Source organism: Nocardia noduli, from assembly GCF_019038455.1.
GTDB classification, from domain to species: Bacteria; Actinomycetota; Actinomycetes; order Mycobacteriales; family Mycobacteriaceae; genus Nocardia; species Nocardia noduli.
This window is the reverse complement of sequence record NZ_JAFMPL010000031.1, coordinates 12,712-31,229: the sequence shown is the minus strand read 5'-3', so window position 1 is coordinate 31,229 and position 18,518 is coordinate 12,712. Positions and strand designations below refer to the sequence as shown.

At 68.1% G+C, this 18,518-nt stretch carries 18 protein-coding genes; 16 read left to right on the top strand and 2 right to left on the bottom strand.

All coding sequences use genetic code 11. The features are described from left to right. The first annotated feature begins 297 nt into the window (after nt 1–297). The 10 genes from JZ792_RS18700 (at nt 298) to era (ending at nt 11,425) form a co-directional block, all read left to right on the top strand. The gene (locus tag JZ792_RS18700) at nt 298–1,116 is read left to right on the top strand and encodes an alpha/beta hydrolase (protein WP_308165353.1); all 819 of its coding nucleotides are present in this window, start codon (nt 298–300) and stop codon (nt 1,114–1,116) included. 38 nt (nt 1,117–1,154) lie between these two features. After that, nucleotides 1,155–1,973, top strand: a complete 819-nt coding sequence (locus tag JZ792_RS18695) for an alpha/beta fold hydrolase (RefSeq protein ID WP_216911766.1) — start codon at nt 1,155–1,157, stop codon at nt 1,971–1,973. Nucleotides 1,974–2,199: 226 nt separating this feature from the next. After that, nucleotides 2,200–3,231, top strand: a complete 1,032-nt coding sequence (gene hrcA / locus JZ792_RS18690; RefSeq protein WP_109523766.1) for a heat-inducible transcriptional repressor HrcA — start codon at nt 2,200–2,202, stop codon at nt 3,229–3,231. Between the two features lie 240 nt (nt 3,232–3,471). Then, nucleotides 3,472–4,626, top strand: coding sequence for a molecular chaperone DnaJ (gene dnaJ / locus JZ792_RS18685; protein WP_216911765.1), 1,155 nt, complete (start codon nt 3,472–3,474; stop codon nt 4,624–4,626). Between the two features lie 4 nt (nt 4,627–4,630). Further along, a complete protein-coding gene (locus JZ792_RS18680; protein WP_216911764.1) occupies nt 4,631–5,371 on the top strand; it encodes a 16S rRNA (uracil(1498)-N(3))-methyltransferase in 741 nt (246 codons plus the stop codon). A gap of 563 nt (nt 5,372–5,934) precedes the next feature. Continuing rightward, nucleotides 5,935–8,031, top strand: a complete 2,097-nt coding sequence (locus JZ792_RS18675; RefSeq protein ID WP_308165352.1) for a PhoH family protein — start codon at nt 5,935–5,937, stop codon at nt 8,029–8,031. A gap of 168 nt (nt 8,032–8,199) precedes the next feature. Then, complete coding sequence (ybeY, locus tag JZ792_RS18670) at nt 8,200–8,754, top strand: rRNA maturation RNase YbeY (RefSeq protein ID WP_109523969.1); 555 nt, start codon at nt 8,200–8,202, stop codon at nt 8,752–8,754. Next, nucleotides 8,751–10,127, top strand: a complete 1,377-nt coding sequence (locus tag JZ792_RS18665; RefSeq protein ID WP_216911763.1) for a hemolysin family protein — start codon at nt 8,751–8,753, stop codon at nt 10,125–10,127. Before ybeY ends, JZ792_RS18665 begins: the two co-directional genes overlap by 4 nt. Then, on the top strand, nt 10,120–10,509 hold the full coding sequence (locus JZ792_RS18660) for a cytidine deaminase-like protein (RefSeq protein ID WP_216911762.1): 390 nt from the start codon (nt 10,120–10,122) through the stop codon (nt 10,507–10,509). The genes JZ792_RS18665 and JZ792_RS18660 overlap by 8 nt, the downstream gene beginning before the upstream one ends. Further along, the gene (gene era / locus JZ792_RS18655; RefSeq protein WP_109523760.1) at nt 10,502–11,425 is read left to right on the top strand and encodes a GTPase Era; all 924 of its coding nucleotides are present in this window, start codon (nt 10,502–10,504) and stop codon (nt 11,423–11,425) included. The genes JZ792_RS18660 and era overlap by 8 nt, the downstream gene beginning before the upstream one ends. A 1-nt stretch (nt 11,426) precedes the next feature. Here era and JZ792_RS18650 read toward each other — a convergent pair whose 3' ends face one another. Then, nucleotides 11,427–12,896 (bottom strand): amidase, encoded by a 1,470-nt coding sequence (locus JZ792_RS18650; protein WP_216911761.1) that lies wholly within the window; start codon nt 12,894–12,896, stop codon nt 11,427–11,429. A 213-nt stretch (nt 12,897–13,109) separates the two neighbouring features. Here JZ792_RS18650 and JZ792_RS18645 point away from each other — a divergent pair, with 213 nt between their 5' ends. Both JZ792_RS18645 and JZ792_RS18640 read left to right on the top strand, forming a co-directional pair. Then, a complete protein-coding gene (locus tag JZ792_RS18645) occupies nt 13,110–13,976 on the top strand; it encodes an alpha/beta fold hydrolase (RefSeq protein ID WP_216911759.1) in 867 nt (288 codons plus the stop codon). Further along, nucleotides 13,963–14,571: a TetR/AcrR family transcriptional regulator gene (locus JZ792_RS18640; protein ID WP_216911757.1), complete on the top strand. Its 609-nt coding sequence runs from the start codon at nt 13,963–13,965 to the stop codon at nt 14,569–14,571. Before JZ792_RS18645 ends, JZ792_RS18640 begins: the two co-directional genes overlap by 14 nt. Nucleotides 14,572–14,660: 89 nt before the next feature. Here JZ792_RS18640 and JZ792_RS18635 read toward each other — a convergent pair whose 3' ends face one another. Continuing rightward, nucleotides 14,661–15,608 carry an NAD(P)/FAD-dependent oxidoreductase gene (locus JZ792_RS18635; protein ID WP_216911755.1) on the bottom strand — a complete coding sequence of 316 codons (948 nt, stop codon included), beginning with the start codon at nt 15,606–15,608 and terminating at the stop codon, nt 14,661–14,663. 81 nt (nt 15,609–15,689) lie between these two features. On the opposite strand from JZ792_RS18635, the gene JZ792_RS18630 reads away from it, so the two are divergent. The 4 genes from JZ792_RS18630 to JZ792_RS18615 all read left to right on the top strand — a co-directional run bounded on the left by JZ792_RS18630 (nt 15,690) and on the right by JZ792_RS18615 (nt 18,451). Beyond that, the gene (locus tag JZ792_RS18630) at nt 15,690–16,280 is read left to right on the top strand and encodes a helix-turn-helix domain-containing protein (protein WP_216911754.1); all 591 of its coding nucleotides are present in this window, start codon (nt 15,690–15,692) and stop codon (nt 16,278–16,280) included. A 61-nt stretch (nt 16,281–16,341) separates the two neighbouring features. Further along, nucleotides 16,342–17,121 (top strand): DNA repair protein RecO, encoded by a 780-nt coding sequence (gene recO, locus JZ792_RS18625; protein WP_216911752.1) that lies wholly within the window; start codon nt 16,342–16,344, stop codon nt 17,119–17,121. A 71-nt stretch (nt 17,122–17,192) separates the two neighbouring features. Beyond that, nucleotides 17,193–18,023, top strand: coding sequence for an isoprenyl transferase (locus tag JZ792_RS18620; RefSeq protein ID WP_216911750.1), 831 nt, complete (start codon nt 17,193–17,195; stop codon nt 18,021–18,023). Between the two features lie 14 nt (nt 18,024–18,037). After that, complete coding sequence (locus JZ792_RS18615) at nt 18,038–18,451, top strand: YbjN domain-containing protein (RefSeq protein ID WP_109523967.1); 414 nt, start codon at nt 18,038–18,040, stop codon at nt 18,449–18,451. The last annotated feature ends 67 nt before the right edge of the window (nt 18,452–18,518 follow it).

The window sequence follows — 18,518 nt, the reverse complement described above, 5'->3', positions numbered from 1 at the left end:
GGAGTGCCACCCGAGGGCCGGTAGGCCCCCTGTGCCCGGGCGACGCGGCGGTGATCCGACTCGTGTTCGGAGCGGCCGTGCGAAGGTCCCGCGGGACCTCCGACCCGCCCGCGCGGCGGAATGCTCGGAATGCGCCGGACCGCGCGAACATTTTCGTTTCGAAACATATCCGCACGTCGTCACTCCCGATGGTGTACCTCCGGTCACAGCCGTCTCGCACAGTCAACGCCGTTTCCCTCCGCGATTTATGCTCGATCGACGTCCGATTGTCGGTCGAGTTCAGCTCGAGGAGTTTTCGTGTCCCTGTCAGGAGTACGTCCGGTCGTCTTCATCCACGGATTGTGGATGCACAGCAGTAGCTGGGACCCGTGGGTCGAACTGTTCAGCGCGTCGGGATATCGCGCGCAGGCGCCCGGGTGGCCAGGTGACGGACCGACGCCGGAGGCGACAAGGGCGAACCCGGACGATCTGAACAATCGCGGCGTCGCCGAGGTCACCGCGCACTACACCGAACTCATCGCCGCGCTGCCGACACCGCCGGTGGTGATCGGACATTCCTTCGGCGGACTGATCGCGCAGCAACTGCTCGCCGCCGGATCGGCCGCCGCCTGCGTCGCCATCGCGCCCGCGCAGTTCAAAGGCGTGCTCGCGCTGCCGCCCGCCCAGCTACGCAGCGCGCTACCCGTGCTCGGCAAACCCTGGTTGCGCGGCAAGACCTGGGCGCACAGCGCGGACAGTTATCACCGTTCGTTCGCCAACGGGGTGCCGCGCGAGGAATCGGATCGGCTCTTCGCCGACTACGCGATCCCCGCACCCGCGAAACCACTGTTCCAGGCGGCGGTAGCGAATTTCGTCCCGGGCAGCGAGGCACAGGTCGACACCGCCGCCGAACGTGGTCCGCTGCTGATGTTCGCGGGCGGACTGGATCGGACGGTGCCCGTGGCCACCGTCCGCGCCGCGCACAAACTCCAGAGTCGCAATCCCGGCGTCACCGAACTGGTCGTACTTCCCGATCGGTGCCACTCCATGTCCGCCGATCACGGCTGGCGTGAATTGGCCGACACCGCACTGCAATTCCTGGAGAAGAACCTGCCGGACGTCCCGCCCGGCAGCTGACACCCGTCGCACGACACACTCACCCGAGGAGTTCTGTTATGCCGACCGTCACCACGAAATTCGGGACAGCGCTACGCGGCGGTCTCGCCGCGCTCGCACTGTCGCTGACCGCGGCGCTCGCCGCCGCCCCCGCGCAGGCCGCGCCGCAGCCGACCATCGTCCTCGTGCACGGCGCCTTCGCCGACACCACGAGCTGGGACGGTGTGGCGGCACAGCTGCGCTCCGACGGTTACACCGTCCTCACCCCGGAGAATCCGTTGCGCGGCCCCGCCTACGACGCGGCGGCCGTACAGCGGACGCTCGACACCGTCTCCGGGCCCATCGTGTTGGTCGGTCACTCCTACGGCGGATTCGTCATCACCCAGATCCACGATCCCGATGTCGAATCCCTGGTCTACATCGCGGCATTCGCCCCGGTCCGGGGCGAGGTCGCCCAGCTGGCGCTCGATCCGATCCGGTTCCCCGGCAGCCAGCTGTTGCCGCCCGCGCTGCAAGTGGCGGTGGTCGACGATCCGCAGGGCATCGCGGGTAAGAACCTGGACGGTTACGTCGCGCCGGACCGGTTCCACGACGTCTTCGCGCAGGACGTCAGCGACGCCACCGCCGCCGACATGATCGCCCACCAGCGTTCGATCGCGATCGCGGCGAATCTGGAGCCCTCCGTCGCACCATCCTGGGCGGATACGCCGAGCTGGTATCTGGTCTCGGCGGGCGACCGGGTGATCCCGCCGTCCTCGCAGCGCTTCATGGCCGATCGCATGGGCGCCACCACCGGCCAGATCGACGCCTCGCACGCGTCGCTGGTATCGCGACCGGCCGAGGTCGCCGCGGTGGTCGAACTGGCCGTGGGCAACTGACCCACGGGTAGTCGAGAACCGGGGTTCGCTGCCGGGTGATCGAGGCGATCGATCACCCGGCAGCGGGGTCTCCGGAGCCGGAGGTGCCCACGCGCGATGACCGGGCTATTGGTGTAAGGGCAACTAGACTGAATACTCAGACGGAACCGGGCACCGGCGGACGAGAATCCCCGCCCGGGCGCGTCGATTTTTCGGCGACGCACCGATGAGCGAGGAGGTAGGCCCGATGTCGAGCACCGAGGACCGGCGCTTCGAGGTCCTACGCGCGATCGTCGCGGATTACGTGGCGACGAAGGAGCCCATCGGGTCGAAAACCCTGGTCGACCGCCACAATCTCGGCGTCTCCAGCGCGACCATCCGCAACGATATGGCGGTGCTGGAAGCGGAGGGCTACATCACCCAGCCGCACACCAGTTCCGGGCGCATTCCCACCGACAAGGGCTACCGCCAGTTCGTCGACCGGATCTCCGAGGTCAAACCCCTCTCGGGTCCCGAGCGACGGGCGATCATGGAATTCCTGGAATCGGGCGTCGACCTCGACGACGTGCTGCGCCGTGGCGTGCGGCTGCTCGCGCAGCTGACCAGGCAGGTAGCCGTCGTGCAGTATCCGACCGCCTCCGCGTCGACGGTCCGCCACATCGAGGTCGTCGCGCTGAATCCGGCACGTCTGCTGCTGGTCGTCATCACCGACACCGGCCGCGTCGACCAGCGACTCGTCGAACTCGGCGCGCTCATCGACGACGAGGATCTCGCGGTGCTGCGTGGCATGCTCGGCGGCGCGATGGACGGAAAGCGGCTCGCGGCCGCGTCGGCGGCGGTCGCCGAACTTCCCGAACACGCCCCGCGCACCCTGCGCGACGTACTGATCCGGGTGTCGACGGTGCTGGTGGAGACCCTGGTCGAACATCCCGAGGAACGTCTCGTGCTCGGCGGCACCGCCAATCTGACGCGCAACGCCGCCGATTTCGGCCTTCCCGGATCGCTGCGCCACGTGCTGGAGGCGCTGGAGGAACAGGTCGTCGTGCTCAAGTTGTTGGCAGCGGCCCAGCAACCGGGAACGGTGACCGTGCGCATCGGCGAGGAGACCCAGGTCGAGCAGATGCGCGGCACCTCCGTGGTCTCGACGGGTTACGGTGTTTCCGGCGCGATTCTCGGCGGTATGGGCGTACTCGGCCCGACGCGGATGGACTACCCCGGCACGATCGCCTCGGTGGCGGCCGTGGCACGCTACATCGGCGAGGTGCTGGCCGAACGCTGATCTCGGCGCCGCCGAGGTAGCGTGAAGGTAGCGCTGGGCACGGCCGGACGGTGTCGATCGAAGGCGCTGTTACTCTCGAACTTCCGGCCGGATAAAGTTGAGTGCATCCGACTAATGCCGACGGCGGTGGTGTGTGTTCGTGCCGCCGTGTGTATCCGGTCGGAACGGAGCAGACAAGGATGAGCCCACGCCCGGCCGGCAGGTCGGCGGTGGAGAGCGACCAAGGACTAAGAGACTCACGTGGCACGGGATTACTACGGACTGCTCGGCGTCGCCAAGAACGCGACCGACCAGGAACTCAAGCGCGCCTACCGCAAGCTGGCGCGTGAACTGCATCCCGACGTCAACCCCGACGAGGCGGCGCAGGCCAAGTTCAGGGAGGTGTCGACCGCCTACGAGGTGCTGACGGACCCGGAGAAGCGGCGCATCGTCGACCTGGGCGGTGATCCGCTGGAATCCGGCGGCGGTGGCGCGGGCGGATTCTCCGGTGCGGGTTTCGGTGGTCTCGGCGACGTCTTCGAAGCCTTCTTCGGTGGGATGAACACCTCCGGTGGCCAGCGCAAACCGCGCGGCCGGGTGCAGGCGGGCGCCGATTCGCTGTTGCGGACCAGGCTCAGCCTCGCCGAATGCGCGGTCGGCGTCACCAAACACCTGACCGTCGACACCGCGATCCTCTGCGACGTCTGCACCGGTGCGGGCACCAACGGCAACTCCAAGCCGGTGCGCTGCGAAACCTGTGGTGGCGCAGGCGAAGTCCAGTCGGTGCAGCGTTCCTTCCTCGGTCAGGTGATGACGGCGCGTCCGTGCCCCACCTGCCGCGGCGCCGGTGAGACCATCCCGGATCCCTGCCACAAATGCGGTGGTGACGGTCGGGTGCGCGCCCGCAGGGAGATCGCCGCGCCGATTCCGGCCGGTGTCGCCAGCGGGATGCGGGTTCGCCTGGCCGCCCAGGGCGAGGTCGGTCCCGGCGGCGGTCACGCGGGTGACCTCTACGTGGAGATCGTGGAGCAGCCGCACGACGTGTTCGTGCGCGACGGCGACGATCTGCACTGCACGGTCCGGGTCCCGATGGTGGACGCAGCGCTCGGCACCACCGTGGTCATCGACACCATCCTCGACGGCCCGACCGAACTCACCATCCAGCCCGGTACCCAGCCCAACGAGATCTCGGTGTTGCGCGGCCACGGAATGCCGCGCCTGCGTTCGGGCGCGCGCGGCGATCTGCTCGCGCACCTCGACATCGTGGTGCCGAGCAAACTCGACGGCAAACAGTCCGATCTGCTGCGCAAGTACAAGGGCATGCGTGAGCGCGACCGCGCCGAGGTCATGACGGCGCAGTCCGAACACAACAGCGGACTGTTCGCCCGGCTGCGCGCCTCGTTCAGCGGACGCTGACCCGTTGGCCGCCACGGTCTTCTATCTGGACGACATCCCGGAGACGGGCGCGGTGGCGGTCCTCGACGGTCAGGAAGGCCGTCATGCCGCCACCGTGCGCCGCATCCGGGTGGGTGAGCCGATCACGCTGTCGGACGGACGCGGACTGCTCGCCGAATCCGAGGTCGTCGCGACCCAGCGCGACCGGCTCGATCTGCGGATCCTGAATCGCACTGTCGCGCAACGGGTGACGCCCGCCGTCACGGTGATCCAGGCGGTGCCCAAATCGGATCGCTCGGAACTGGCCGTCGAATTGATGACCGAGGCGGGCGTCGACACCGTCGTGCCGTGGCAGGCCGCCCGCTGCATCGCCAACTGGGAGGGCAAAGCCGCCAAGGCGGTGGAGAAATGGCGTGCGGCCGCGCGTTCGGCGGCGCGCCAGTCCCGTCGCCCGTACATTCCCGAGGTGGCGGATCTGCATCGGACCCGCGAGATCGTCGATCTGGTCCGCACCGCCGTAACCGGTGGCGCGATCGTGGCCGCGCTGCACGAATCGGGGGCGGGCAAGTTCACCGAACTGCCGTTCGCCGGCGCGAGCGAGGTCGTCCTCGTCGTCGGCCCGGAAGGCGGTCTGGACGATTCCGAGATCGCGGCGCTCACCGAGGCCGGAGCCGCCCCGGTTCTGCTGGGGCCGACGGTGCTGCGTACCTCCACCGCCGCGACCGTGGCGCTCGGCGCGTTGGGCGCGCTCACCACCCGCTGGTAGACCCCCGAGCGTTCGGATGCCCGCGGTAGGGCGTCACCGTCACCCACGGCGCGGTTCGCGCCGCCGCCGCGCGTCGGAGCAACTGGCGGAAGTACTCTCGCGGAATCTCCGATATGGCGCCGCAGGAGCGGCATTCCAGCGCGCTCCTGGTGTGGATCTCACCCCACGACTTCCCGTTCACGCCGAATCCGGTGACCAACTGCCGAAGTCCGTGTTCCGCGGCGCGGCGACAGCGACGGCAGGGGATGTGCACCACGGCGAGAAACCGAACGGTGCGCCGAATCTCCCAGGGTACGAGCACGCCAAGCCTCACGATCGAATCTCGGCGTCGAGAGTACGGGAACCCGTCCGTGTGCGCCGGGTGCCCGTCCTGTGCTGCTCATACCCGATTATTCACTGTGTTGTGTCGGTGGGGCGCGTTAAACTTTGGGCAACGAAGGATCGAGACAGGAAGCAGGCTATAGCCACTTTTGAGAACACAAGGCGAGATCGGCGACCCGACCACACCCGCAGCAGGCACCGGTGCAGGCGACAGTGGGGGCTCGGGCCCCGCAGCGCGAACCGTGCGTTCCAGTATCGAACTCGCTCCCGAATCCGTGTTCCCGTTCCTCGGTTCGGCGGACCAGAATCTTCGTGAACTCGAGCAACTGCTCGACGCGGACATCCATGTCCGCGGCAATTTCGTCACCCTGACCGGTAAGGCCGCCGACGTGGCGCTGGCCGAGCGGGTGATCGAGCAGCTCGTCGCGCTGACCGGCCGCAATCGGGTGGTGACGCCGGAAGCGGTGCGGCACACGGTGTCGATGCTGACCGACGGAACCTCCGAATCCCCGGCGGAGGTGCTGAGCCTGGACATCCTGTCCCGGCGCGGCAAGACCATCCGGCCCAAGACGCTGAACCAGAAACGCTACGTCGACGCCATCGACACCAACACCATCGTGTTCGGCATCGGTCCGGCGGGCACCGGCAAGACCTACCTCGGCATGGCCAAGGCCGTGCAGGCGTTGCAGACCAAGCAGGTCAACCGGATCATCCTGACCCGTCCCGCCGTGGAGGCGGGGGAGCGGCTGGGCTTCCTGCCCGGCACGCTCAACGAGAAGATCGATCCGTACCTGCGCCCGCTCTACGACGCGCTGCACGACATGATGGATCCGGAGGCGATTCCGAAGCTCATGGCGGCCGGTGTCATCGAGGTCGCGCCCCTGGCGTACATGCGAGGCCGCGCGCAGCCGCTTCGCACGAAGGTGCTGACGCCTTCGGGATTCCGGCCTATCGGAGAGATTCGTGTCGGGGACTCGGTGATCGGGTCCGATGGTCGTCCCACAGAGGTGCTGGGCGTCTATCCGCAGGGGTTCAAGGAGATATATCGAGTACAGACCCAGGACGGAGCGTCGACTCTGGCCTCGGGCGATCATCTGTGGTCGGTGTATACCCGTGCTGATCGCCGCAGAGGTAAGCCTGCGCGGGTTCTCCAGACCAAGGAGATGATCGGCAATCTTCGCGCGGCTCATTATCATCGTTACGAACTTCCGCTGCTGAGCGCGGCGGTTCACTTCGAATCGCGCCAGGTCCCGATCGACCCGTACGCACTCGGACTGTTGCTCGGTGACGGCTGCCTCACCTGCTCCACGACTCCGTCGTTCGCGACGAACGATCCAGAACTCGCATCAGCACTCGCCGACGCTGTTCCGGGAATTGTCGCGCGCCGGAAGTCAGCGGTGGACTATGTGTTGAATCGCGTTCGTGTACCGGGCGACATGATTACCACCGCGAACCCGGTGACGAGCGCGGTCAGGGGATTGGGACTGGCGGGCACCCGTTCGGCGACCAAATTCGTTCCGCGCGACTATCTGCTGAATGATGCCGACGTCCGGCTCGGGCTTCTTCAGGGACTGCTCGATTCGGATGGCGGGCCCGCCACACAGGCCGGGCGTACCTGCCGTATCCAGTTCACCACCGTATCCCCACAGTTGCGCGACGATGTCGTGTTCCTCGTTCAGTCGCTCGGCGGAATTGCGCATGTCGGTTTCCGGCCCGCAGAGGGACGTGCACCCGGCAGAGCGAAGGGGCGACCGGTCGAACACCGGTCCGATGCTCATAGGCTGGATATTCGGCTGCCGGAGGGGATCGTGCCCTTCCGCCTGGCTCGCAAAGCTGCGAAATACGAGGAATTCGGCGGTGGTCAGCCGAAGCGTTTCATCGAGCGCATCGAATCCGAGGGGACCGAGGAAGCGGTCTGCATCAGGGTTGCTGCCGCGGACTCCCTGTATGTCACCGAGGATTTCCTGCTCACGCACAACACGCTCAACGATTCCTTCATCATTCTCGACGAGGCGCAGAACACCACGGCCGAGCAGATGAAGATGTTCCTGACCCGGCTCGGCTTCGGCTCGAAGATCGTGGTGACCGGTGACGTCACCCAGGTCGATCTGCCGACCGGCGCCAGGTCCGGACTGCGGGCGGCGAGTGAGATCCTCACCGGTATCGAGGACATCCATTTCGCCCAGCTCACCAGCAGCGATGTGGTCAGGCACCGGCTGGTCTCCGATATCGTCGACGCCTACGAGAAGTTCGAATCCGATACCCGCCCCGCCGTCGGCGAGCACTACCCGGGAAACCGGGCGCAGCGTCGCGCCGCGGGCCGCGGTGACCGGCGGTAATCGAAGACGCGGTACCCGACGGCGTCCGGATCATCCGGGCGCCGTCGGCGTCTGTACGGCCGACGCGGTACGGCCGGGAGCGGCGTTGTCGCGGGGGTCTCGACGCGGTGCGGTTCGTGGCGGGGTTGCGGGCGGACCCGGTCCGATGGCGGCCGATAGGCTGTGCGGGTGAGCATCGAGATCGCCAACGAGTCGGGGATCGACGTACCCCAAGAAGGCCTGGTCAGCGTCGCGCGTTTCGTGATCGCCCGCTTGGACGTGCACCCGGCGGCGGAACTGTCGATGGTGCTCGTCGACCTCGACACCATGGCGGATATGCACATGCGCTGGATGGACCTGCCGGGTCCGACGGACGTGATGTCGTTCCCGATGGACGAGCTCGAACCGGGCGGCAGGCCCGACAGCCCCGAACCGGGTCCGTCCATGCTCGGCGATATCGTGCTGTGCCCCGAGTTCGCGGCCACCCAGGCGCGCAAGGTCGGGCATTCGCTCGATCACGAACTCGCGCTGCTCACCGTGCACGGCGTCCTCCATCTGCTCGGCTACGACCATGCCGAGCCCGAGGAGGAGAAGGAGATGTTCGCGTTGCAGGCCCAACTGCTCGAGGAGTGGTACGAGAGCCTGCGCGAGGCCGAGCGCCGCGCCGAACTCGCCGAACGCGACGCCCGTCTGCTCGGCAAGGCTGGTTTCACCACACCGGGTGACGCTCTGGGCCCGGCGTGAGTTCACTGACCCTCGTTCTACTCGCGTGCCTGCTCGTCCCGGTGGGCGGTTTGTTCGCCGGCATCGATTCCGCCCTCAACACCGTCTCCCCGGCCCGCCTCGACGATATGGTGCGCGCCGAGCGGTCGGGTGCGGTGCGTCTGCGCCGCATCGTCGCCGACCGTCCGCGCTATGTGAATCTCATGGTGCTGCTGCGCATCCTGTGCGAGATCAGCGCCACCGTGCTGCTGGCGGCGGCGCTCATCGAGATCTGGAACGACAATTGGGCGCTGCTGATCACCGCCGTGGTGATGGTGCTGGTGGATTACGTCGTGATCGGGGTCGGCCCGCGCACCCTGGGCCGACAGCACGCCTATTCCCTTGCCCTCGTGGCGGCGCTGCCGTTGCAGTTCATCGGCATGGTGCTCGGTCCGATCAGCCGTCTGCTCATCCTCATCGGTAACGCGATCACCCCGGGTAAGGGATTTCGCAACGGGCCCTTCGCCTCGGAGATCGAATTGCGCGAAGTCGTCGAGATGGCCGGTGAGCGCGGCGTCGTGGCCGACGAGGAGCGGCGGATGATCCAGTCCGTCTTCGAACTCGGCGACACCGCCGCGCGCGCGGTCATGGTGCCGCGCACCGAGATGGTCTGGATCGAAGCGGACAAGACGGCGTCACAGGCGATGTCGCTCGCGGTGCGCAGCGGCCATTCGCGTATTCCGGTCGTCGGCGAGAACGTCGACGACATCCTGGGTGTCGTCTACCTGAAAGATCTTGTGCCGTACGCGGATCGGAGCAGGAAGGTGCGGGTGCGCGAGGTGATGCGCCCGGCCGTCTTCATGCCCGATTCCAAACCGCTCGACGATCTGCTCGACGAGATGCAGCGCCGTCGCAATCACATGGCGTTGCTGGTGGACGAATACGGCGGCATCGCCGGTCTGGTCACCATCGAGGACGTCCTGGAGGAGATCGTCGGCGAGATCGCCGACGAATACGACACCGACGAGACCCCGCCGGTGGAAGATCTGGGTGAGGGCCGTTACCGGGTGTCGGCGCGGTTGTCGGTGGAAGATCTGGGTGAGCTGTACGGCCTGGAGATCGAGGACGAGGATGTCGACACCGTCGGCGGCCTGCTCGCGCACGAACTGGGCCGGGTGCCGCTGCCCGGTTCCAAGGTGGTCGCGTACGGGCTGGTCCTGCGCGGCGAGGGCGCCGCGGACGCCAGGGGGCGGATGCGGGTGCACACGGTCGTGGTGCGACGCGCGCCGCAGCGGGTGCGCGAGAAGTCGGAGGACGACCGCGCGGCGGGTGAGAAGAACGGCAAGCGGAAAGGCAATGGATCGGATCGGGAGAGCCCGGCCGATCGTCACGAGGACGGAGACACCGATGATTGAATTGGATGCCGAGGACAACAAGCTGGTGGTTCTTGCTCGCGGTGCGCTCGCGCGGACCGGCGGCGTGAGCGGTGCCGCGATCCGCGATACCGACGGCCGCACCTACGCGGCGGGCGAGGTGACACTGGACGCGTTGCGGCTGACCGCACTGCAATCCGCGGTCGCCGCCGCGATCTCGAGCGGCGCGGAGGGTTTCGAAGCGGCCGCGGTGGTCGGCGGCAGGTTCTCCGACGCCGGTGTCGGTGCGGTGCGCGAGGTTTCGCCCGCCGCGCGGATCGTGTTCACCGATCGCGACGGCGCGGTCTTCGAGATCGTCGACGACTCCGAGGACGCAGCTGCCACAGCTGCCACAGCGGTCACCGCCGAGGTGCGGGGTGGCTGACGGTCGCGCGGGTGACTCCGCCGAATTCCGTTCGGGCTTCGTCTGTTTCGTCGGCAGACCCAATACCGGCAAGTCGACGCTGACCAACGCCCTTGTCGGTGCGAAGATCGCGATCACCTCCTCGCGTCCGCAGACCACGCGGCACACCATTCGCGGCATCGTGCACCGCGACCACACGCAGCTGATCCTGGTCGACACCCCGGGCCTGCATCGTCCGCGCACCCTGCTCGGGCAGCGCCTCAACGATCTGGTGCGCGACACCTACTCCGAGGTCGACGTCATCGCGCTGTGCATCCCCGCTGACGAGAAGATCGGTCCCGGCGATCGGTGGATCGTGCAGCAGATCAAGCAGATGGCGCCCAAGACCACCGTGCTCGGCGTGGTCACCAAGATCGACAAGGTGAGCCGCGACGAGATCGCCGCCCAACTGCTCGGGCTGTCCCGGCTGCTCGGTCCCGACGCCGACGTGGTGCCGGTCTCGGCGGTCAAGGGTGAGCAGGTCGAGGTACTCGTCGACGTCATCGCCTCGAAGATGCCGGAAGGTCCCGCCTTCTACCCCGACGGCGAGCTGACCGACGAGCCGGAGGAAACCCTCATGGCCGAGCTCATCCGCGAGGCCGCGCTCGAGGGCGTGCGCGACGAACTCCCGCATTCGCTGGCCGTCGTCATCGAGGAGGTGCTGCCGCGCGAGGAGAACGAGGACATGCTCGACGTGCACGCCCTGCTCTACGTCGAGCGCCCGAGCCAGAAGGCGATCGTCATCGGCAAGGGCGGTGCCAGGCTCAAGGAGGTCGGCACCAACGCCCGCCAGCAGATCGAACATATCCTCGGCGTGCGGATCTACCTGCATCTGCACGTGAAGGTCGCCAAGGATTGGCAGCGCGATCCCAAACAGCTGGGCAAACTCGGCTTCTAGCTCACCACCAGGGTTCGGGGCGTCGGCGTTCCCAGTGCAGCTCCGATTCCACCTGCGCCGCGAGCGAGACCAGCAGCGGTTCCGAACTCGCGGTGCCCATGAGCTGGGCGCCGATGGGCAATCCGTCGTCGGTGAACCCGGCGGGGATGTTCACACTCGGCCAGCCGAGCACGTTCCACGGCCAGGTGTAGGGACACGCGGCGGTGATGAGGTTGTTGGTGTCGTTCACGCCGATGCCGTCGATATCGGTCGCGCGGGGCGGCGGCGTGGCGGTGGTCGGCGCGAGCACCAGGTCGTAGTCGCGGAAGAACGATCCGATTCGCCTGTGCAGCAACGGTTCCGCTTGACGGGCGGCGAACAGCGCCGGTCCGTTGAGCAGCCGCCCGAAGCGGACGTTGGCGCGGGTGCGCGGATCGACCACCGCGCCGGGCATGGTGTCGCAGACCCGGCTGATACCGGCCATGGACCGGGGCAGGAACGACGCGCCGATCATGAGGCCGTAGTGCAGGTCGGCGACGGTCACCGAATGGCCGAGCGCGCGCAGCGTCGTCGCCATGCGCAGGACCGCGGCTTCGACCTGCGAGTCCAGCGCGGTTCTGGTGGCGGTGAAGGGGATGCGCAGGGAGAGCGCGATCCGCAGGCTGCCGGGATCGCGTCCCACGGCGTCGGAGACGGTGACCGGCGCGGGGGTGTGCAGGTCGCCCGCGTGCGGACCGGCCGCGAGATCGAGGAGTAGCGCCGCGTCGGCGACGGTGCGGGCCAGCGGTCCGTTGACGGTGAGGCCGTGGAACGCCTCGGGCAACGGCCAGGTGGAGATGCGCCCGCGCTGGGGTTTGATGCCGACCAGATTCGTCCATGCCGCCGGGATGCGGACCGAGCCCGCGCCGTCGGAACCCAGTGCGGCAGGGACCAATCCGGCCGCGACGGCCGCCGCCGAGCCGCCCGATGACCCGCCCGGGGTGCGTTCGGCGTGCCAGGGATTGCGGGTGTGGCCGAAGGCGGCGCCGCTGGTGAAGGGCAGTTGGCCGAGTTCGCAGGTATTGGTCTTGCCGACGATCACCGCGCCCGCCGCGCGCAGTCTGCGCACCGATTCGGCGTCCTCGGTCTTGGGCGCGAATTCGCCGCCGCAGCCGAACGCCGTCGGCTCGCCCGCGATATCGGTGTCGTCCTTGACCGCGATCGGCACGCCGAGCAGGGGAAGACGTTCGCCCGCCGCGATCCGGCGATCGGCGTCGGCGGCTTCGGCCAGCGCCTTCTCGCGCCGGACGACGCGGAAGGCGTTGAGCGTCGGCTGGCTGGCCTCGATGCGGTCGAGGGCGGACGTGACGGCCTCGGTCGAGGTGAGGGTGCCGTCGGCCAGGTCGGCGGCGAATCGCGCGAGCCCCCGGTGCGGCGCGGCGAAGGCGCTGGGTGCCGGGTGGTCTGTGGGGTCGGGCACCGCCGCGAGCCTCCCGCGTTCGGACGCGGTCATCCGATCTCCCTTGTTCGGCCTGTGGATGTGAACGGTAGCGCGCATCTGGTCAACCGTCCACATCAGTTATCGCGTTCCGGGCCGGAAACGCACCGTCCGTATCCGGAACGTGTCGAACCCGTGTCACGGTCACGACCTGTGCGGGCGTGGACATACATTCCGTATGTATGTAAAAATTACCGGGAAGGCTCACCACTGCGAGAGGCGAACACCATGGCAATCAGTCCCGCGCTCGGCGCCGCCCACGAGATCGACCTGCCCGGCGGCCGCGTCGAATACCACGACACCGGAGCGGGCGCGCCCGTGCTGTTCGTGCACGGCCTGCTCGTCAACGCCGATCTCTGGCGTCATGTGGTGCCCGCCGTCGCCGCCGCCGGTCATCGCTGTCTGACCCCGACACTGCCGCTGGGCGCGCACACCATCCCCGTGCCCGACGCGGATCTCACCCCGAACGGTCTCGCCGACCTGCTCGCCGTTTTCCTGGAACGGCTCGACCTCACCGACGTCACGGTGGTCGCCAACGACACCGGGGGAGCGATCACCCAGGTGCTGCTGACCCGCAGGCCGGAACGTATCGGCCGCGTCGTGCTGGCCTCGGTCGACAGTTACGAGGCCTTCCTGCCGCAGCCCTTCACCGCTCTCGGCGTACTGGCCCGAATCCCCGGCTCGATCCGGCCGTTCACCGAATTGATGCGGATCCGGGCGCTGCATCGGCTGCCACTGGCCTTCGGGCTGGTGGCCAAGCGGCCGGTGCCGCCCGAGATCGCCGATTCCTACCTGCTGCCGAGCCGCGGTTCGGCCGCGATCCGAAAAGACCTGCGCCGCTTCCTGATCACCGCGCGCCGTCGCTACACCCTGGAGGCGGCGCGGCATTTCGCCGACGTCCGGGTTCCGGTCCTGCTGGTCTGGGCGCGCGAGGACAGGATCTTCCCGATCGAATTCGCCGAACGCCTGGCCCGCGACCTGCCGGATGCGACCCTGACCCTCGTCGACGACTCGTACACCTTCCTCCCGGAAGACCAGCCCGAGTTGCTCACCCGGCGGATTCTGGAGTTCACTCGGCTGCATGCCACGCCGTAGCCAGGAGGATCGCTCCCGCACCACCAGGGCCGCGCTCGAACAGGCGGGTCGCCGCCTGTTCACCGAGCGCGGCTTCGCGGGTACCTCGGCGGAGCAGTTGGTCGCCGAGGCCGGCGTCACCCGTGGTGCGCTGCACCACCACTACGGCGACAAACGCGGACTGTTCCTCGCCGTCCTCGAACAGTTGGAGTCGGACAACACCGCCGAGATCGAGCGGGCGATCGACGCGGCGCAGACCGAGGACGTGCTGGTCTCCGTCGCCGTCGGACTCGACGTCTTCCTCGGGATCTGCCAGCGGCCCGAGATGATCCGCATCGCCCTGTTCGACGCCCCCGCCGTCCTCGGCTGGGAACAGTGGCGCGAGCTGGAAGCCCGCTACGGCCTCGGCCTGATCGTCTCCCAGTTGGAGCGGGCCCGCGACGACGGCCTGATCGCCGACGCCCCACTGCGGACCCTGGCCCAACTCATCCTCAGCGCGGTGTCGGAGGCGGGGCTGATCGTCGCCCACGCCCCCGACAAGGACACCGCCCGCGCCCAGGCCATGCATTCGCTGATGCTGCTGGTCGGCGGGCTCCTGGCGGGACAGAAGTCCTGACCTGCTCCGGTGTCGTAGCCGTGCGCGGGGTTGTGAGATGTGCGCGTCCGAACGCCGCCCGGTACTGAATCCGACTGTCGGGAAAGCGATTACGTCTGCGGGATCAGGGCCTGCTGGATCTCCTCGTTGACCAGATCGAAATTGATCTGCGCCCCCGCCATCGCCCCCGCCGCGGCCGCAGCGCCGACCTGTGCGGACAGATCGGTGACATTGCCCGCCACCCAGACCCCGGGCGCCTCGGTACGTCCCGTCGGATCGGTGGGAATGTGCTCACCCATACCGGATGGATGGGCGACGGGCACCAGGCCGAGCGGAGCGAGGAATCCGGCGCGCGCGACCATCCGGGACGCCACGGCCACCGCGTCACGCGCGACGAGCGTTCCGTCGGTGAGGCGAACGCCGACGAGTCGGTCGTCCGCGATCTCCACCGACGCGACATCGCCGTCGACCACCCGAATACCCCTGGCGTCCAACTGCGCGGCCTGTTCGGCTGTCGGCGGCGCGATGTCGGCGAAATACACGACATCCGCGCTCAACTGCCGGAACAGCAGCGCCTGGTGCACCGACATCGGCCCGGTGCCGAGCACCCCGATCGCCTGGTCCCGGACCTCCCATCCGTGGCAGTACGGGCAGTGGACGACGTCCCTGCCCCAGCGCTGCCGCAGCCCCGGGATATCGGGGATCTCATCGACCAGCCCGGTCGCCACCAACACCCTGCGCCCCCGAACCGCGCGCCCGTCGGCCAGCGTCACGGTGAAACCTTCCTCACCCAGCTCGACCGCGACCACGTCACCGTCGACGATGTGCCCGCCGTAGCCGCGCACTTCCGTACGCCCGCGTTCCAGCAACTCCGACGGCGCGATCCCGTCGAGGGCCAAAAGTCCGTGCACCCCTTCGGCCGGTGCGTTCCTGGGCCGACCGGCATCGATCACCACCACCGAACGTCGCGACCTGCCCAGCATCAGCGCACCGTTCAAACCCGCCGCGCCACCACCGACGATCACCACGTCATAGCTATTTTCCAACTGATCGGTCATCGGGACCACCTCCTGGGACGACCATGCGTGACATAGTTCGAAGATGGCAACCTTCTTTGCTGATATGGCAAAGTGGATGTCATGGATATCGACTTCGACCGAGCACTGGACGCGGTCGGGCCACGCCTGCGCGCACTGCGCAAACAGCGCGAGACCACGTTGGCCGACCTGTCCACGCGTACCGGAATCTCGGTGAGCACGCTGTCGCGGCTGGAATCCGGCGCCCGCAAACCCACCTTGGAACTGCTGTTCCCGCTGGCCCGCGCGCATGGGGTCACTCTCGACGAACTCGTCGACGCGCCGACCACCGGTGATCCGCGCATCCACCTGCGTCCGGTGACCAACCACGGCATGACCATGGTCCCGCTGACCCGTCGGGCGGGCGGCATCCAGGCGTACAAGATCGTGATCGAGGCCGGAAGTGCCCGCAGGGAGCCCGAGCCCAAGACCCACGAGGGCTACGAGTGGATCTACATCCTCAACGGGCGGTTGCGCGTCGTGCTCGGCGAGCACGATCTGATCCTCGTCCCCGGCGAGGCGGCCGAATTCGACACCCGCCAGCCGCACTGGTTCGGCGCGGCCGACGACGACGCGGTCGAATTCCTCTCGCTGTTCGGCAAACAGGGGGAGCGCGCGCATTTCCGCGCCCGGCCGCAGAGCCGGGCCGGATAGCGATCGCCCCTCCGCCACTCCCTTCTCGGGCGTTGTCGCCGCAGCGTGGGAGGATGACCCCGTGCGTTTGTATCGGGACGAGGCAGTGGTGGTGCGCCAGCACAAACTGGGCGAGGCGGACCGCATCGTCACGCTGCTCACGCGCAGATACGGCCTGGTCAGAGCGGTGGCCAAGGGGGTAAGGCGCACCAAGTCGCGATTCGGAGCCAGACTCGAACCCTTCGCCTACATCGATGTGCAACTCCATCCGGGACGCACGCTGGACGTGGTCACCCAGGTGCACACGATGGAGGCGTTCGCCGCCGACATCATCGACGACTACGGCCGCTACACCACCGCCTGCGCGATCCTGGAAACCGCCGAACGCCTGGCGGGCGAGGAACGCGCGCCCGCGCCCAAACTGCACGCGCTCACCGCGAGCGCGCTGCGCGCCATCGCGGCCAAACAGCGCCCGCACGAACTGATACTCGACGCGTTCCTGTTGCGCGCCATGGGTTTCGCCGGATGGGCGCCCGCGCTGGACGAATGCGCGAAATGCGCCACCCCCGGTCCGCATCGCGCCTTCCACGTCGGCGCGGGCGGCGCGGTCTGCGTGCACTGCCGTCCGCCCGGCGCGGCCACGCCAGCGCCGGGCGTCTTCGATCTGTTGATCGCCCTGCTGCGCGGCGAGTGGGATTACGTCGCGACGGTGCCCGATTCGGTGCGCAATCAGGCCAGCGGACTGGTGGCGGCGCATCTGCAATGGCATCTGGAACGGCAATTGCGCACGCTGCCGTTGATCGAGCGGTCCGCCTCCGTGTCGTCGGTGTCCGCGGCGGGCGGGCGGCACGTGGCGGGTTAGGTGGCGGTCGTGCGGGGATCGTGTGGCGGATGCGTGGATGGCTGTTCGCCCGGCCCGGCGCATCAGGCAGGATGGACCCCGTGATCCTCCGCCGAGACTCCACTACGACAAGGCCGAGCAAGACCGGATCGGACAGCGACCGGACAGTCCGCCCGCCGTCCCCGCACCCCTCGGGTGCCGTGCCGCCGGAACTGCCGATCGAATTCGTGCCGAAACATGTGGCCTTGGTGATGGACGGCAACGGCCGGTGGGCGCAGGAGCGGGGACTGCCACGCACCGCCGGACACGAGCGCGGCGAGGCGGTCCTGATGGACACCGTCGAGGGCTGTATCCAGATCGGGGTGAAGTGGCTGTCGGCCTACGCCTTCTCCACCGAGAACTGGCGGCGCAGCCCCGACGAGGTGCGCTTCCTCATGGGCTTCAACCGTGACGTCATCCGCCGCCGCCGCGACGAGATGCACGAGATGGGCGTGCGGGTGCGCTGGGCCGGTCGGCGACCGCGCCTGTGGCGCAGCGTGATCAACGAACTCGAGACCGCCCAGGAGTTGACCAAGGACAACACGGTGATGACCCTCACCATGTGCGTCAACTACGGTGGCCGTGCCGAGATCGCCGATGCCGCAAGGGAAATCGCGCGTCGCGTGGCGGCGGGTGAGATAGATCCGGAGCGGATCACCGAGGCGACGCTCGCTCAGTACATGGACGAACCGGATATGCCCGACGTCGATCTGTTCCTGCGGCCGTCCGGTGAGTTCCGCAGTTCGAACTTCCTGATCTGGCAGTCCGCCTACGCCGAATACGTCTACCAGGAAACACTTTTCCCCGATTTCGATCGACGTAACCTGTGGGACGCCTGTCTCGAGTACGCTTCGCGTGACCGCCGCTTCGGCGGTACCAAGTGAACGGTGGTGCGGAGATGGACTCGGCGGTCACCCCCGAGCAGGAACTACAGGCGCGCGCGGGCGCGTGTCTGTCGATCTACGATGTCGACGTCCGCGTCGACCCCGAGGGCTCGATCGGATTCGAATACGAGGGTTCCCTGTGCTCGCTGCGCGCGGTGAGTCTGGCGCCCGGCCTGGACGTGCTGACGCTGACCTGCGTGCTGGCCTGGGACCGTCCGCTGAAACCGCAACTGCACAAGCGGGTCGCCGAACGCAACAACGCCCTGCAATTCGGTTCGCTCACGGTGATCGCCCACGGCAAACTCGCCGATGTCATCCTGCGCTACACCTTCCCGGCCGCGGGCCTGGACGATCAGGCGCTGGCGACCATGCTCGTGCTGGTGCTGTCGGGCGCCGCTCGCGCCAGGCCGGGCCTGCTCCAGCCGTAGGCGGATCTCGGGCGCCGAGGTGTCACCCGGTCGCCCTCGGCGACCGGCGGCAGGATCCGGCCCCGGA

Bases quoted from the DNA above. Each gene is read 5' to 3' on its own strand.
- JZ792_RS18630 (WP_216911754.1), top strand. From the start codon at position 15,690: ATGGATATCGACTTCGACCGAGCACTGGACGCGGTCGGGCCACGCCTG.
- JZ792_RS18695 (WP_216911766.1), top strand. From the start codon at position 1,155: ATGCCGACCGTCACCACGAAATTCGGGACAGCGCTACGCGGCGGTCTC.
- JZ792_RS18635 (WP_216911755.1), bottom strand. From the start codon at position 15,608: ATGACCGATCAGTTGGAAAATAGCTATGACGTGGTGATCGTCGGTGGT.
- hrcA (WP_109523766.1), top strand. From the start codon at position 2,200: ATGTCGAGCACCGAGGACCGGCGCTTCGAGGTCCTACGCGCGATCGTC.
- JZ792_RS18640 (WP_216911757.1), top strand. From the start codon at position 13,963: ATGCCACGCCGTAGCCAGGAGGATCGCTCCCGCACCACCAGGGCCGCG.
- JZ792_RS18620 (WP_216911750.1), top strand. From the start codon at position 17,193: ATGGACCCCGTGATCCTCCGCCGAGACTCCACTACGACAAGGCCGAGC.
- JZ792_RS18615 (WP_109523967.1), top strand. From the start codon at position 18,038: ATGGACTCGGCGGTCACCCCCGAGCAGGAACTACAGGCGCGCGCGGGC.
- JZ792_RS18650 (WP_216911761.1), bottom strand. From the start codon at position 12,896: ATGACCGCGTCCGAACGCGGGAGGCTCGCGGCGGTGCCCGACCCCACA.
- JZ792_RS18645 (WP_216911759.1), top strand. From the start codon at position 13,110: ATGGCAATCAGTCCCGCGCTCGGCGCCGCCCACGAGATCGACCTGCCC.
- JZ792_RS18660 (WP_216911762.1), top strand. From the start codon at position 10,120: ATGATTGAATTGGATGCCGAGGACAACAAGCTGGTGGTTCTTGCTCGC.